Origin of the sequence: Aphanizomenon flos-aquae FACHB-1287 (assembly GCF_014698755.1) — a bacterium.
In the GTDB taxonomy this organism is placed as follows: domain Bacteria; phylum Cyanobacteriota; class Cyanobacteriia; order Cyanobacteriales; family Nostocaceae; genus Dolichospermum; species Dolichospermum flosaquae.
Genome location: NZ_JACJTO010000062.1, coordinates 1 through 15,393, shown reverse-complemented (window position 1 = coordinate 15,393; position 15,393 = coordinate 1). Strand labels below are relative to the sequence as shown.

Genomic DNA, 15,393 nt, shown 5'->3' with positions numbered 1-15,393 from the left:
GGTTAATGCTATTACTGATGAAAATGCTCTCAATTGGTTTAATCATTGTGGATTGTTTTTTGACCCTATTTAGATAGCTATTCTTGTACTGGACTTGATATCAAACTGCTGTAATTGCTTTTCGTCACCCGGAGGTGGAAGATCCTCTGTCTATGTTATATCTGTTATCACGGATTGTCCCCAAGGTGGCCAGGGAAAAAGGTATTAGTCTCAAATACCCAATTCAAAGCCATTTTATGTATGAACGAGGTATGACGCTATGGGCGGGAAATTGGTTAGGATGGTTATTTTCTAGACTTGGTGGTGTACCGATTCGTAGGGGAAGACGCGTAGATAGAAATGCTATCCAAATGGCACGGGAATTATTTGCTAATGCAGAAATGCCGATAGCGATCGCTCCTGAAGGTGGTACAAATGGACATAGTAGCATAGTCAGTCCTTTAGAACCTGGTGTAGCACAGTTGGGTTTTTGGTGTGTGGAAGACATGAAAAAGGCCAACCGTGAAGAACAGGTTTTTATTATTCCTATTAGCATTAAATATAGTTATGTAAATCCACCTTGGCAAAAAATAGATTGGCTGTTATCTAAGTTAGAAGCTGATAGCGGTTTACCTATAACGGAACTTAGTCAAACTGGAAAGGAACGGGAAGGAATTTTATATCAGCGGGTTTTGCGTTTAGCTGAATATCTAATTTCGCAAATGGAGGAATTTTATCAACGTTTCTATCATCAGGAATTTTCAGAAATTATCAATTCAGAAGTTCCTATTAATGAGATTTTAATTATTAGGTTAAATCGGTTAATGGATACGGCTTTAAAAATTGCAGAAAAGTATTTTAATGTCCAGTCTCAAGGTAATTTTATTGATAGATGTCGACGTTTAGAAGATGCTGGTTGGAATTATATTTATCGAGATGATATTGCTGATATTCAAAGTTTATCACCTTTTAAACGTGGTCTAGCTGATTGGGTAGCTAAAGAAGCAGATTTGAAAATGCAACACATGAGAATTGCTGAAAGTTTTGTAGCGGTTACTGCTAATTATATTCTCGAAAAACCCACTCCAGAAAGATTTGCAGAAACCCTTTTATTAATGTTTGATATGTTGTCTCGCATTCAGAATTCTACTTTACCAGGAAGGCCGCGTTTAGGTTTCAAACAAGCTATGATTTCTGTCGGTAACCCGATTAATGTCAATGAAAAATGGGAAAATTGTCAGGGAAATAAACAAGCTTTACGAACGGGTGTAAGTGAGTTAACGCAGGATTTACATAAAATGTTAGAGGAATTAATTAGAGATTAATTTCTTCCTTTGCTCGAAACAAAAAATCTCACAAAAAATTATTGTTAGGTTCTCGTTCCCATACTCTGTATGGGAATGAATTCTAGAAGGCTCTGCCTTCCTTCAATAACATTAGAGGCAGAGCCTCTGCGTAGCATTCCCAGTCAGAGACTGGGAACGAGGTAATAGGTAATAGGTAATAGGTAATAGGTAATCTTCCCAATCACCAATCACCAATTACCCATTCCTCATTTACGATAACGTCTCAAGACGTAGACGTAAAATTTCTGCTTGTTTTTGTGCTTCTACTAAAGTCTCTCTAGCACTTTGTACCACATCTGCGGGAGCTTTATCCACAAATTTAGAATTGCTTAATCTAGCGGTCAAAGACTCAGCTTCTGCTTCTGCTTTTTGTAAGCTTTTCTCCAATTTCGCCCGCACAACTTCAATATCTACAACTCCTTTTAAGGGAATTATTACCTGTACAGTCCCGACAACACCAGCAATGGAATTTTCTTTTTCTATCATTGGAGTTGCTAAAACTTCTGGTTCAGTTGGTGTTTCACTAGGTGAAAAATATTTTGTCAATAACTCTTTTCTGGCTTCAGCATTGAGTAAATATCGGAAAGTAAACCAACCAACATAACCCAAACCAATTATTTCAAAGCTGGTACCAAATAAGGGAATATCTAATGCAGTATTAGCCACAAACACAGCTACTTTTAAGCTGATAAGGGCGACAACTATTAAAGCAATAGTCTTTAAACCATCCCAATATTGATGATCTTCAGTTGTGACAATTTCTTCTGGAATCACAACAGGATTATTATCAATCATTGTCAATTTTTCAACCTTAGCTAAATCTTGAATATAAGCCTGTCCCGCAGTCAGAATGAATCTTTCACTTTCGCTTTCAGTTTGCAAATTTGCAGTGATTTTTACCCCTGGTTTAATATCTGCTTCTGCTCGTAAATTACGAATTGTGCGAATTGTGCCAATTAATAAATCAAACTGGGTTTCTAATACTGAATCAATCAGATTATAATCGGGTTCGGGATAGGATTGTAAAGGTAAAAGTTGGGGATTTTCTGCCGGTTGTTGGGTGAGAGTTTGCCAGATTTCCTCAGTAATATGAGGCATAAAGGGATGTAATAATTTTAAAATCCCTTCTAAAATATAAGCGATGATTTGTTGGGCAATTTTGCGAGATATAGGATTTGCATCTTTCTGTAATCTGGATTTTACTAACTCAATATACCAATCACAGAAATCACCCCAAATAAATTCATAAAGTCCTTTTGCTGCTTCTCCTAAACCATAATTATCAATGTCATGATTTGTTTGTTTAACAACTTGGTTAAAACGCGAAAGAATCCACTTATCACTTAATTCTGTGGGAACTGGTTGACCTAATTGGGCTGGAGTTTGTCCGTCCAAATTCATCATTACAAATCTGGCTGCATTCCACAATTTATTGGCAAAATTGCGAGAGGCTTCGACAGAAATAGATTCATCTTTTTTGCGGTCATATTCTAAACGAATATCTTGGCCAGCACCAGCAACTTCTTTAATTAAGGTGTACCGTAAAGCGTCCGTTCCATATTTGGCAATCAACAATAATGGGTCAATACCATTATTTGCAGATTTCGACATTTTCTTATTATTTTCATCCCTAACTAAACCATGAATATACACAGTTTTAAAGGGCATTTTCCCGGTAAAATGTGTACCCATCATTGTCATTCTTGCTACCCAGAAAAAGATAATATCAAAACCAGTCACTAGGGTAGTAGTTGGGTAATATGTGGCTAAATCTTCCGTTTCTTCTGGCCAACCTAATGTAGAAAATGGCCACAGTCCCGAAGAAAACCACGTATCTAAAACATCAGGGTCTTGTATTAATTGTACGTCTTCCCCAAATTGGATTTTAGCCTTTTCTAAAGCTTCTGCTTCATTCCGGGCAACAAAATAAGGAGTTGTATCCGTAATTTCCCCTTCAGTTTCGCTAATAGCATACCACGCGGGGATTTGATGCCCCCACCACAATTGACGAGAAATACACCAGTCACGTAGATTTACTAACCAATCACGATAAACTTTAGACCAACGCTGAGGGACAATTTGCGGTGAATCTTGGGTATCAAGGAAATCTAAGGTTTTATCAGCTAGAGGGCGGATTTTGACAAACCACTGGGTAGAAAGTAAAGGTTCAACAGGGACTTTACCGCGATCGCTATAAGGTACTGTATGTTTATATTCTTCAACTTTGACTAAAACGCCTTCAAGTTCTAACCTAGCTACCAAGTTTTTACGAGCAACAAAGCGGTCTTGACCTTGAAAATCTCCCGCATTTTCATTGAGTGTACCGTCCTTATTCATAATATTAATGAACGGTAAATCATGACGTTTACCCATTTCAAAATCATTAGGGTCATGGGCTGGAGTCACTTTAACACAACCCGTCCCAAAGGTCGCGTCCACCAATTCATCACCAATAATGGGGATTTCTCGGTTCATAATCGGTAAAGTTACGGTTTTACCAATTAGATGTTTATACCTATCATCCTGGGGATTAACTGCCACCCCTGTATCACCTAACATAGTTTCTGGGCGGGTTGTCGCCACTTCCAGAAAACCAGAACCGTCACTGAGAGGATAACGGAAGTACCATAAATTACCATTTACCTCTTTAGGTTCAACCTCCAAATCAGATACAGCCGAACCAGAAGCAGGACACCAATTGACTAAATAGTTACTACGGTGAATTAACCCCTCTTCATGGAGACGAATAAACGCTTCTAAAACAGCCTTTGACAAACCCGCATCTAAAGTAAAGCGTTCCCGCGACCAGTCTACAGATACCCCTAACCGTTTTAACTGATTAATAATTGTACCACCAGATTCCGCCTTCCATTGCCAAGCCCGTTCTAAAAACTTTTCCCGTCCCAAATCATGGCGAGTTTTTCCCTCCGCCTTGAGTTGCTTTTCTAAAATCGTTTGCACTGCTATACTAGCATGGTCAGTTCCCGGCAACCACAGGGTATTACGTCCCTTCATGCGGTGGTAACGGACCAGAGTGTCAATGATGGACCCCTCAAAGGCATGACCCATGTGTAAACTACCAGTCACGTTAGGTGGAGGGATAACAACGCAGTAGGGTTCACCTTTGTGGTTGGGGTCGGCCTTGTAAACCTGGTTATCTTCCCAGAATTTTTGCCATTTGGCTTCTGTGGAGAACGCTTCGTAAAGACTAGGGAGATTAGGAATAGTTACAGTCATGCTGAGAATAATAATTGTATGACAACTTTACTAAATTTTGCCACAGGCTCAGAAAATCTTTGTAATTCAGTTCTGGTTAATTAAGAATAGACATCTCCGAAAAAGAATGTAGAGATGTTAAATAGATTCTCACTACAATTTATAAGCGGTTATAGTTTTTACTTCTATCTTATTTATTAATACAGAGTAGTGAATTGTTGTGTAAATTTTGCCCAGGAGCATATTAACTCAAATTGTTAAGTAGGTCATAAATTGGAGATTGAGTGAGTATAAACCAGATAAATTCAATTATTTGACCAATAATGACGTTTATTGAGGTGCGAAAAAGTAGGACTTTTGGGGTATTCATTGACGACAAATAACGCTAAAGTTCTAGAGACTTGCAAATCTTGATACCAAACATAAACAAATATTTCAATACCCTACAGTTTGAGTATTGAAATATTTCTTACCTAAAAGTCATGATTATCAAAGTTGCATTCTTCAAAGTAGATTAGTGTTGTTTTGGTGTAGTTGTTGACTAACCAGGCAAAATCTTAGACAAGTTGAAAACCATTTCTAATAAGTGAGTCTACTCAGTTGTTAATTTTTTGACTACACTACGGTGTAAGCAAAATTAAAAGTTAGGAGGATCTCTGAAAGGCTATTGATCCTTGATCCTCCTGATTTTCTTGACAAAAATCTTACCTACATTCAAGGAGAAATATAATAATGTCTACCGTATTAAATTCTTGGAACGATACTAAGAATAAGGCAGAAATCATAAAATTTGTGGAAAAAATCACTACACAAGGACCTGATTTTGTACTAGTGAAAGATCGTATTGCTGTTTTTGATAATGATGGAACTTTATGGGCTGAACGACCTAATTATTTCCAAGTAGACTTTATAAAGTTACAGACTGAAGGAAAAGAATCAGCAAGAAATGTAATCAAACCAGATTTAAGTCAATTTCCTGAAAATATCCGCAAGGCAATAAAAGATTCCGAGGGAAAGATTGATCGAGAAGGGGTTAGTTTTCTTATTGATGCTTTCCAACAAATCTCAACAGATGAATACATCACAAAAGCTGGAGAATTTGTTAAACAAGATCACAGTTCTATTTCTTTCGAGGATGACAATCAGAGCTTTGTTAGGTTTGATGCTCCATATATAGACCTAACTTTTCAACCTGTAATTGAGTTAGTCCAGTATCTCCAGTCAAAGGAATTTCAAGTCTATATTTGTTCTGGTGGTGAAGTTGATTTTATTCGCTGTTTTGCTGAAGAAGTCTATGGTATTCCCCCTGAAAATATCATTGGTTCAACCTTCGTCAGATTGTTTGATCAGAAAGATGGTGGAGTGTTAGTTCGTAAACCGATTTTAGGTCAGTATAATGATACAATTGGTAAACCATCAGGAATTGAACTTCATGTTGGCAAAAGACCAATTATTGCAGTGGGTAATTCTAGTGGTGATTATCGAATGTTTCAATATACTAGTGCTGAGAAAGATAAATCTTTGATAGTATTGATCAATCACGATGATGAAGAACGTGAATATTGCTACAATAATGTTCCCTACGCAATAGATGATGATAATGAACCTCTGAATCAATCTCTAGACCATGCTCAGGATCATGAGAATTGGCTTGTTGTCAGCATGAAAGATGACTTTAAGACGATTTTTGAAAACAATCCACCGCGATTATCAGTTTCAAAAAGTAAAGTTGCAAAAACTTCAATACCGTTGGAGCTTAGTACAATTATTCAGCAACTAGACAAGATTGTAGACAAATTAAAAGACCTTTGTAACTGAGTTCACCCGGTTGTTAAATTTTTGAATACACTGCGGTGTAAATAATATTAGAAATCAGGAATATGTGTACAGATATTAATCTTTGATATTCCTAATTTTCTCCAAAAAATGTATTACTATTAACCATAGTAATTAGTAGCTTGAGTAATATCCAACTAACAAAGATTAAAATCAAGAGATTGTATTGTTTAAAAATGAAAATAGTTATGAAAAATATTTGGTTCAAATCACTACTTTTTAGTTTGTTAATCATAGGTCTATTTTTCGGTTTTTCCGCAGAAAGGCATCTTCTTCAGAACATAGCTGTCCAGAGGGAATGGTATTTATTCCCGGTGGAACTTTTAATATTGGTTCAGATGTTCACTACAGTTCAGAACGTTCTGCTGAAGATATTACCGTTAATAGTTTTTGTATGGATAAATATGAAATTACTAACGCCAAATTTGCCCAATTTGTCAAAGAAACTGGTTATATTACAGTAGCAGAACGTCCTTTATCAAAAGATCAATTTCCTGATTTATCAGATGATAGTAGAAAACCGGGTTCTTTAGTCTTTCAAATGGCAGACGCAGAAGCGAAAAGAGTCCGCTATTTAAGCTGGTGGAAATGGACTTTAGAAAGTTTCTACAAAAAACTTTTCTACATTATACTATCGCTTCCTATTGGCACAAACTAGTCTTCAGGCGGGATTAAGATATCTACATTACCGAAAATACGAATACTCCTTTTTTTTTGCTCTGCGGTGATATTATACAAAATAGAGTTATAATGGTCTGGCTTTTCTCTGTACTCGCACTAACAAGATTGCAAATATCATTAAAAGTGGTTAATATAAAGTAGAATAATATGAATACCGAAAGTCAATTTTAGTAAAAAAAATCCTATGAGAATTTTAGTGACGGGTGGTGCGGGGTTTATCGGTTCTCATTTAATTGATAGATTAATGAATGATGGTCATGAAGTCATTTGCTTGGATAATTTCTATACAGGAAAGAAACATAATCTCCTCCCATGGTTAGATAATCCTAATTTTGAAATCATCCGTCATGATATCACTGAACCAATTCGGTTAGAAGTGGATCAAATTTATCATCTAGCTTGTCCTGCTTCACCAGTGCATTATCAGTACAACCCGATTAAAACTGTTAAAACTAATGTTATCGGTACACTTAATATGTTAGGTTTAGCTAAACGGGTGAAAGCTAGATTTTTACTAGCTTCTACCAGTGAAGTTTACGGAGATCCAGAAGTTCATCCCCAAACGGAAGATTATCGAGGTAGTGTCAATCCCATTGGGATTCGTTCATGTTATGACGAAGGGAAAAGAATGGCGGAAACCTTAGCATTTGATTATTACAGAGAAAATAAAGTCGAGATTCGCGTCGCCAGAATATTCAATACCTATGGACCGAGAATGTTAGAAAATGATGGGCGAGTGGTGAGTAATTTTGTCGCTCAAGCATTACGAGGTATTCCTTTAACTGTTTATGGTGAAGGTCAACAAACCCGCAGTTTTTGCTATGTTTCTGACCTAGTAAATGGATTAATGCGATTAATGAATGGTGAACACACTGGACCGATAAATCTGGGTAATCCTGATGAATATACGATTTTAGAATTAGCTCAAGCTGTGCAAAACTTGATTAACCCAAATGCAGAGATTAAATTTGAACCCCTACCTGCTGATGATCCCCGTCGTCGTCGTCCTGATATTACTAAAGCACAAACTTTATTAAATTGGCAACCTACTATCCCTCTACAAGACGGGTTAAAACTAATGATCGAAGATTTCCGTCAACGGTTTCAACAGGTTTAGTAGTGCTAAATTCCATTATAAAAAAACAGGGGTTCTAAAAATGCGTGTTTGTGTAATTGGTACTGGTTATGTTGGTTTAGTAACTGGTGCTTGTTTGGCTCATATTGGCCATAATGTAATTTGCATAGATAATAACGAGGAAAAGGTCAAATTAATGAAGTCTGGGCGGTCGCCAATTTTTGAGCCAGGACTCTCGGAAATTATGCAATCTGCCATTGATAGTGGTAATATTCAATTCTCTAGTGATCTGGCGGCTGGTGTTGATCATGGCGAAATCCTGTTTATTGCTGTGGGAACTCCTCCTTTACCCAATGGTGAAAGTGATACCCGCTATGTAGAGGCTGTGGCTCGTGGTATCGGCGAAAATCTCAATGGTGGTTACAAGGTAATTGTTAATAAATCCACTGTTCCCATTGGTTCTGGTGACTGGGTAAGAATGATTGTTTTAGACGGTATTGCGGAAAGACAAAAAACATTTGTAGCATCTGGTGATACACTTGGAAACAGTAAATTATCGGAAATCGCTAATGATTTTGATGTGGTGAGCAATCCAGAGTTTCTGCGGGAAGGTTCAGCAATTTATGATACTTTTAATCCTGATCGGATTGTTCTAGGTGGAAATAATGAACAAGCCACTCTCATAATGAAAGAATTATACGCCCCAATTGTAGAACGCAAATTTGCGGCTGATAAATCTTTACCTCCTGTTCCTGTTCTCGTGACAGATTTAAGTTCCGCAGAAATGATCAAATATGCGGCTAATGCCTTTTTAGCGACTAAGATTAGTTTTATTAACGAAGTCGCTAACATTTGCGATCGCATCGGTGCGGATGTTACCCAAGTAGCAAAAGGTATAGGTCTAGATTCCCGCATTGGTAGCAAGTTCTTACAAGCTGGTATTGGTTGGGGTGGTTCATGCTTTCCTAAAGATGTTTCCGCATTGATTCATACCGCTGGTGATTATGGCTATGAAGCCCAACTGATGAAAGCTGCTGTCAGTGTCAACGAGCGCCAACGCTTAATCGCTTTAGAAAAACTGCAACAAGTTTTAAAAATTCTCAAAGGTAAAACTGTGGGCTTACTCGGTTTAACATTTAAACCAGATACCGACGATTTACGGGACGCACCCGCATTAATACTTATTGAACAACTCAACCGACTAGGAGCTAAAGTTAAGGCTTATGACCCCATAATCTCTCAAACAGGGATGCGTCATGGTCTTTCCGGTGTATTAGTAGAAACCGATGCAGAAAGACTAGCAGATAGTTGTGATGCTTTGGTACTTGTCACTGAATGGCAACAGTTCAGCACTTTGGACTATGGGAAAATGGCAAAATTGATGAATCACGCAGTGATGATTGATGGTCGTAATTTCCTTGATCCCCAAACCATGATCCGGGCTGGATTTCAGTATGTGGGCGTGGGTAGGGCTTGCTGAAAAAGTTGTCTGTCAGAGTAGGGAATTTTTAATTAAATCGCCGCCCAGTGGACTCTGGACGGCGTTGATTTTTTCAATTTTAAGAATTGTTAAGAACTGCGCGGAATTCGTTCTATTTCCGCATAACCACTAAAAATCAATCTTTGACCTTCTGTTTCTAAACGATTTAGTCGCATTTTTACCCCATCTAAATCAAAGCGATCTAAATCAACCATATTATCCAAAATTTCTACCAATGCCACACTTAAAGTCTGGGAAATCTCCCGTTGTGCTTCTGGAACTCCCTCAAGTTCAATCTTAGGGTCTTTGAAAGAAACCCGCCTTCTTCTTTCAATCCCAATACCAACGGTCATACTTAGGGGTATGAGTTCACCATTGTTTAAGTCGGCTGTGGCTACCAAATGTAAGCGATTTTCAGGTAATAGCTTAATTTGAACTTCGGTAAAGGAAACCGGTTCACCACCGGATATTTCAATTAAAGTCGGTTCAGAAAGGTTCAGCAGTCGCTTTTTCACCAGTTCCGACTCAAAAGCCCGATTAATGCCTGTTTCTGATAAAATCACCTGGGCTACCGCTTGGGTAGGTTGTTTGAGATTGAGTTTACCACTTAAAACCGAGCCGAAGTCAATGGCTACCGCGTCGGTTTCAAAGGACATTTCCTCTACTGCGAAGTCTTTACGAATTACTAGGCCACGACCGTTCATTTTAAAGCTATCAATGCTGCCTTGCAACAGTTTGCTGGAGGGATAGCAGCGCACAAAGACTTCTACCGACTCGCTCTGGGTAAACAGGTGGCGAATCGTTTGACTGGCGACTGTGTTGAGCATTCGCTCTCCCCAATCGGTGCTTTTCGTATCTGTTAAACCAGTAAGTCCGCCGAACATTAGGTTTTAGTCTCTAGAAGTTCTTTATATTTTTGTAACAAATTGTGAACAATTATGCAAGCGATCCCCTGATTTAATTTGCTAATGACTTAGAACAGGATAACTGATGGTTGATTGGTGATTGGTGATTGGTGATTGGTGATTGGTGATTGGTGATTGGTGATTGGTGATTGGTCATTGGTCATTGGTGATTGGTCATTGGTCATTGGTGATTGGTGATTGGTGATTGGTCATTGGTCATTGGTCATTGGTCATTGGTCATTAGTTAAGAACTTCCTTGTATTACCTATTACCTATTACCTATTACCTATTACCTATTACCTATTACCTATTACCTATTACCTATTACCTATTACCTATTACCTATTACCTATTGCTTTTCGTTGAGTCTGATAAATGTGAATTTGGTCTACTAAACCCCCAATACCAGGAATATCATAACCATAAAGTTGAAACCCCTTACCGACAGAATTAGTTAAAACGGCTGAACCTTTACCTTGATAATAAACGGGAACTGGACGATTACTATGATTTCCCCAACCATATTTAATCTGAGGATTAGAACCCCAAAAATGACCGGCTTTTATAGAATCGGATTCAGCGGTTAAAGTTTCTATACCTTTTTCTTTGAGTAATTCAGAAAAGTTAGGATTTAAAGTGAGATAATGATCATGGTCAGCAGTGACAATCAGTAGATTATTTTCCCAACCACCATTATTTTTAATCCAGTCAATTGTCGTTTTTACAGCTTTGTCAAAATCCAACACTGTCCCAATCATATTATCTAGATTATCATCATGGGCAGCCCAATCAATATCACCACCTTCTACCATTAACCAAAATCCATCTTGATCTTTCGATAAAACTTCTAAAGCTGCTTTGGTTAAATCATTGAGTGTGGGATTTTCATTAATTTCTTTCGCAATAAAAGATTTATCAGTCTCTCCAGGAAGTAAAGGCCGAACTGTATCCGGGTTTTTTCCTTGAGAACCAAACAGGGAAAAAATACTCAAACCTGTATTACTATAATCTCCATTGGCCGTGCTTACAGGTAGATTTCCCTCTTGTCCCCTAGCTCCATATAATCCTAACAGGCGATCGCCCATATTTGGATCTAATTTAGCCGCAGTCAGCGCTAATTTTTCAGCCGCATCTTTTCCCCGTTCTAAAAATGTGTAATTATAACGGTTTTGATTGGGATTCTTACTCAACTCTGTATAAGTCGTTTTTGTGATATATTCAAATTTAGTCGGAGGTTCTACACCCGTAGGTAAAGATTGACTATTAGCACCCGTAAGCGGATGACCACCACCTAAAATTACCGTTGGTTGATATATGCGAAGTTCCTGCTGGAGAATATTATCTAAGGTCGGATAATCACCATCATATTTATTCCGACGATTAACATTAGCCGCTGCTGCTCCTGGTGTAGCATGATCTACAGGAACAGATGTGACAATGCCCGTAGATTTACCATGATCAGCCGCAGTTTTGAGAATGGTTTCTAAGGGTTTTTCAAAAATATCAACGGAAATAGCGTTATTATAGCTTTTTACTCCCGTATACAAAGTAGTTGCTGTATTAGCAGAATCAGGATAACTATACTTGATATATTCAGGATCATTACCAGGTGTCCAAGGATTTATCCCTCCCCGTTGGGGATCATAACCCACCAAATTACCGACCGCATGGGAATTAAGATTTTTTTCTCCCCCAGATGGTGTATTTCCGGGATTAAATTTGGGTTGGAATTTAAACCCTGGTAAAATGGGACTAGCGCCTGTAATCGGATTAGAACCAGATAATGCGGAATTATTTGTGCTGAAAACCCCATTACCAGGGGCAATAGTAGTACCATAGGTGGTAGCGAGAGCGTAATTATCCAGAGTTTGAAAACTCAGTCCTTCCCCCCGACCAGAACTGTAATTATATCCTTTCTCTATAGCCCCAGCGCGAGCCATTTCCCAGCCCATACCATCCCCAATCATTAGAATGACGTTTTTAGTTTTGGTGACAGGTGTAGCTAGGCTAAAATGGCTATTGAGAATAATGATTATACCAACTACAATGATCAAGCCTGTAGCCAATAATCGGCGTTGATGTCGAAATTGTGAACTAGATTTAATGACCATTGGTAAAATACCTGCTACAAAATTGCTTTATGATGAGAGAATACTAAAAAATGATCACAAAACTTTAGATTTACCTATCATGGCGAAAATTCAGTTTGCTAGAGATGTTGAAGAAACAGTAGTTCCAGACGTGCGGTTGACAAGAGCGAAAGTGGGTGATAGTGGTACAGCAACATTTACCTTCACAAATCCTGATATATTGGCACAAGACGGTAAAATCGAACCTACTGGACTTTATTTGATTGACGAAGAAGGGGAAATAGTTATTCGTAATGTTCAGGGTAAATTTGTCAACGGTAAACCAGAATCACTAGAAGCAGTTTATGTGATGCAGTCTCAAAAAGAATGGGACAGGTTTATGCGGTTTATGAATCGCTATGCTGAAGAAAATGGACTAGGATTAAGTAAATCTTAATTGGTCAGTGGTCAGTGATCCATTGTCAGTTGTTATTGGCTGAAATTTAAAATATCTATGGAATTTCAACCACATCCAGATACACAGAAAGTTCCTGTAAATTGTGCGGTGATTACCATTAGTGATACCCGTTCCCCAGATACAGATAAAAGTGGTCAATTAATTAAAGAACTACTTTTAGCTGACAATCACATTGTAGGATTGTATCATATCATCAAAGATGAGTCAAGAGAAATTACAGACCAGATGGAAATTTTGGCTCAAGATGCTCATATCAATGCTGTAATTTTTAATGGGGGAACGGGAATTGCTCCCAGAGATACCACTTATGACACCTTGGAAAAGTTATTAGAAAAGACTTTACCAGGATTTGGGGAATTATTTCGGTTTTTAAGTTACCAAGAAATTGGTTCACGCGCTATGGCTTCCCGCGCTGTCGCTGGTGTTTATCAAGGTAAAATTATTTTTTCTCTTCCTGGTTCTAGTAATGCTGTGCGACTGGGTATGGAAAAGTTAATTTTACCGGAATTGGTGCATTTAGTAAAACAGTTATATACCACTCCTCAATGAGTTATGAAAAACCAGATTCCCGACTTCTTGAATAAGTTGGGAATCTAATAAAATTGCTATAGTGGGAATCAGATTTGGTGATAAGCACCAGCCTAAATCCGGCTATTATACAACAGTTTTGGGGTCTAAAAAAGCTTCTTTACCTGTAATTAATCGAGATCGACGATTACGAGTAATATAATTCCATGCCCATTGAATTACTACTACTAATTTAGTGTCAAATTCAATCAAGAAGTAGATGTGAATTACTAACCAAAATACCCAAGCAATGAAACCTGTAAGTTTGATAAAGCCTAAATCAACAACGGCTAAATTCTGTCCAATCATTGCCAAACTACCCACATCATTATATTTAAATTCTGGTAAAGTTTGACCTTGTAGCCGTTTTTGAATCAGTTTACCTACATACTCTCCTTGTTGTTTAGCTACGGGAGCAACACCGGGTAAAGGTTTACCATGTTGATGGGAGAAATTGGCTAGATCTCCAATTACAAAAATGTTTTTATAATCTTTGATAGTCAAGTCAGGTTCTACAATTACTCTGGCAGAAAAATCGCATTCTACATCTGTACGTTCTGCGAGAATTTTCCCCAAAGCTGAACCTTGTACACCCGCAGCCCAGAGAATAGTTTTTGAGGGGATTTCTGTGAATTCTCCGTTTTGCTTAAAGGTAACAATGTCATTTTCAATATTTGTGACTCTGGTTTGAGTGCGAATAAACACACCCAATTTTTGTAAAGATGCTGCTGCTACTTTCGATAATTCTGGCGCAATGTGTGGGAGAATGCGATCGCCCCCTTGTAATAGTAAAATTTTCGTTTCTGCAGTGTCAATATTGCGAAAATCTTCCTTGAGAGTTTGGTATGCTAATTCCGCAATTGCCCCCGCCAATTCTACACCAGTCGGACCGCCTCCCACAATCACAAAAGTCAACAAAGCCTGACGTTTTACCGAATCACTTTCTTTTTCTGCAGCTTCAAATGCTGAAAATATCCGCCGACGCATTTCTATAGCGTCTTCCACAGTTTTCAAACCTGGAGCAACTTCTTTCCAGTTATCCTTGCCAAAATAGGAATGGTTAGCACCTGTAGCCAGAATTAATGTATCATAGGGGACTACTTGATCACCTAAAATAACTTGTTGGGCTTTGGGATCAATATTACTTACTTCTCCTAATAATACCTTTGTATTCTTACTTTTGCTGAATACAGATCGCAATGGTGCGGAAATATCAGAAGGTGATAGCGTCCCTGTAGCAACTTGATATAAAAGCGGCTGAAATAGGTGAAAATTACGTTTATCAATGAGGGTAACATTTACCTTTGCATTAGCAAGAGCCTTAGCTGCATACAATCCACCAAACCCACCACCAACGATAACAACCTGATGTGGTGTATTCTTCTCATGGGGGATAACCATAAACATTATTTCCTTTTGTTAAGAGTCGTGTAACCTTTCTTAACAAATATGTAACAATATTATAATATACTTTGCCGTCTATTGAGAACTCTTGAAAAACTCATAAAAGTAATCAAATTTACTAATAAGTGATTATTAAAGAATTTGCAACTAAACACCATTATATTTAACCATAGCGAAATTAAACCAACTGATGATATAATAATTTGTGTACATGATCAAAAAGTAGCTATGAACATTAAGCTTTTACAGCAGTTTGATATCAAGTCCAGTACAAGAATAGCTATCTAAATAGGGTCAAAAAACAATCCACAATGATTAAACCAATTGAGAGCATTTTCATCAGTAATAGCATTAACC

The 15,393-nt window shown here is 37.8% G+C and carries 11 protein-coding genes and 1 pseudogene; 8 read left to right on the top strand and 4 right to left on the bottom strand.

Translation table 11 applies throughout. The features are described from left to right. Positions 1-110: 110 nt before the first annotated feature. A pseudogene (locus H6G44_RS19055) lies at positions 111-1,304 on the top strand (lysophospholipid acyltransferase family protein); the annotation flags it as partial. A 231-nt stretch (positions 1,305-1,535) separates the two neighbouring features. Here the strand turns inward: H6G44_RS19055 and H6G44_RS19050 are convergent. Further along, entirely contained in the window at positions 1,536-4,562 is a 3,027-nt protein-coding gene (locus H6G44_RS19050; RefSeq protein ID WP_190388126.1) for a valine--tRNA ligase, read from the bottom strand. A 711-nt stretch (positions 4,563-5,273) separates the two neighbouring features. On the opposite strand from H6G44_RS19050, the gene H6G44_RS19045 reads away from it, so the two are divergent. From H6G44_RS19045 to H6G44_RS19030, 4 genes are all read left to right on the top strand, one after another. Continuing rightward, positions 5,274-6,359, top strand: a complete 1,086-nt coding sequence (locus tag H6G44_RS19045) for an HAD family hydrolase (RefSeq protein ID WP_190388125.1) — start codon at positions 5,274-5,276, stop codon at positions 6,357-6,359. 316 nt (positions 6,360-6,675) lie between these two features. Continuing rightward, complete coding sequence (locus H6G44_RS19040; RefSeq protein ID WP_190388124.1) at positions 6,676-7,035, top strand: SUMF1/EgtB/PvdO family nonheme iron enzyme; 360 nt, start codon at positions 6,676-6,678, stop codon at positions 7,033-7,035. Positions 7,036-7,242: 207 nt separating this feature from the next. Next, the gene (locus H6G44_RS19035; RefSeq protein WP_190388123.1) at positions 7,243-8,175 is read left to right on the top strand and encodes a UDP-glucuronic acid decarboxylase family protein; all 933 of its coding nucleotides are present in this window, start codon (positions 7,243-7,245) and stop codon (positions 8,173-8,175) included. Positions 8,176-8,215: 40 nt separating this feature from the next. Beyond that, positions 8,216-9,613 carry a UDP-glucose dehydrogenase family protein gene (locus H6G44_RS19030; RefSeq protein WP_190388122.1) on the top strand — a complete coding sequence of 466 codons (1,398 nt, stop codon included), beginning with the start codon at positions 8,216-8,218 and terminating at the stop codon, positions 9,611-9,613. An 89-nt stretch (positions 9,614-9,702) separates the two neighbouring features. Here the strand turns inward: H6G44_RS19030 and H6G44_RS19025 are convergent, their stop codons facing one another. Further along, positions 9,703-10,497, bottom strand: a complete 795-nt coding sequence (locus tag H6G44_RS19025; protein ID WP_190388121.1) for an LmeA family phospholipid-binding protein — start codon at positions 10,495-10,497, stop codon at positions 9,703-9,705. Positions 10,498-10,716: 219 nt separating this feature from the next. On the opposite strand from H6G44_RS19025, the gene H6G44_RS19020 reads away from it, so the two are divergent. Beyond that, positions 10,717-10,884: a hypothetical protein gene (locus tag H6G44_RS19020; RefSeq protein WP_190388120.1), complete on the top strand. Its 168-nt coding sequence runs from the start codon at positions 10,717-10,719 to the stop codon at positions 10,882-10,884. Here H6G44_RS19020 and H6G44_RS19015 read toward each other — a convergent pair. Then, positions 10,857-12,629 carry an alkaline phosphatase gene (locus H6G44_RS19015; protein ID WP_190388119.1) on the bottom strand — a complete coding sequence of 591 codons (1,773 nt, stop codon included), beginning with the start codon at positions 12,627-12,629 and terminating at the stop codon, positions 10,857-10,859. The genes H6G44_RS19020 and H6G44_RS19015 overlap by 28 nt on opposite strands. Positions 12,630-12,708: 79 nt before the next feature. Between H6G44_RS19015 and psb28 the strand changes: the two genes are divergently transcribed. Further along, complete coding sequence (psb28, locus tag H6G44_RS19010; RefSeq protein ID WP_190388127.1) at positions 12,709-13,044, top strand: photosystem II reaction center protein Psb28; 336 nt, start codon at positions 12,709-12,711, stop codon at positions 13,042-13,044. A gap of 57 nt (positions 13,045-13,101) precedes the next feature. Further along, complete coding sequence (locus tag H6G44_RS19005; RefSeq protein WP_190388118.1) at positions 13,102-13,614, top strand: MogA/MoaB family molybdenum cofactor biosynthesis protein; 513 nt, start codon at positions 13,102-13,104, stop codon at positions 13,612-13,614. Positions 13,615-13,719: 105 nt separating this feature from the next. On the opposite strand, the gene H6G44_RS19000 is transcribed toward H6G44_RS19005, so the two are convergent. Further along, entirely contained in the window at positions 13,720-15,033 is a 1,314-nt protein-coding gene (locus H6G44_RS19000) for an NAD(P)/FAD-dependent oxidoreductase (RefSeq protein ID WP_190388117.1), read from the bottom strand. Positions 15,034-15,393 lie beyond the last annotated feature (360 nt).

Excerpts from the sequence above, each read along its gene's own strand:
- H6G44_RS19050 (WP_190388126.1), bottom strand. The coding sequence starts at position 4,562 with ATGACTGTAACTATTCCTAATCTCCCTAGTCTTTACGAAGCGTTCTCC.
- H6G44_RS19045 (WP_190388125.1), top strand. The coding sequence starts at position 5,274 with ATGTCTACCGTATTAAATTCTTGGAACGATACTAAGAATAAGGCAGAA.
- H6G44_RS19040 (WP_190388124.1), top strand. The coding sequence starts at position 6,676 with ATGGTATTTATTCCCGGTGGAACTTTTAATATTGGTTCAGATGTTCAC.
- H6G44_RS19035 (WP_190388123.1), top strand. The coding sequence starts at position 7,243 with ATGAGAATTTTAGTGACGGGTGGTGCGGGGTTTATCGGTTCTCATTTA.
- H6G44_RS19030 (WP_190388122.1), top strand. The coding sequence starts at position 8,216 with ATGCGTGTTTGTGTAATTGGTACTGGTTATGTTGGTTTAGTAACTGGT.
- H6G44_RS19025 (WP_190388121.1), bottom strand. The coding sequence starts at position 10,497 with ATGTTCGGCGGACTTACTGGTTTAACAGATACGAAAAGCACCGATTGG.
- H6G44_RS19015 (WP_190388119.1), bottom strand. The coding sequence starts at position 12,629 with ATGGTCATTAAATCTAGTTCACAATTTCGACATCAACGCCGATTATTG.
- psb28 (WP_190388127.1), top strand. The coding sequence starts at position 12,709 with ATGGCGAAAATTCAGTTTGCTAGAGATGTTGAAGAAACAGTAGTTCCA.
- H6G44_RS19005 (WP_190388118.1), top strand. The coding sequence starts at position 13,102 with ATGGAATTTCAACCACATCCAGATACACAGAAAGTTCCTGTAAATTGT.
- H6G44_RS19000 (WP_190388117.1), bottom strand. The coding sequence starts at position 15,033 with ATGGTTATCCCCCATGAGAAGAATACACCACATCAGGTTGTTATCGTT.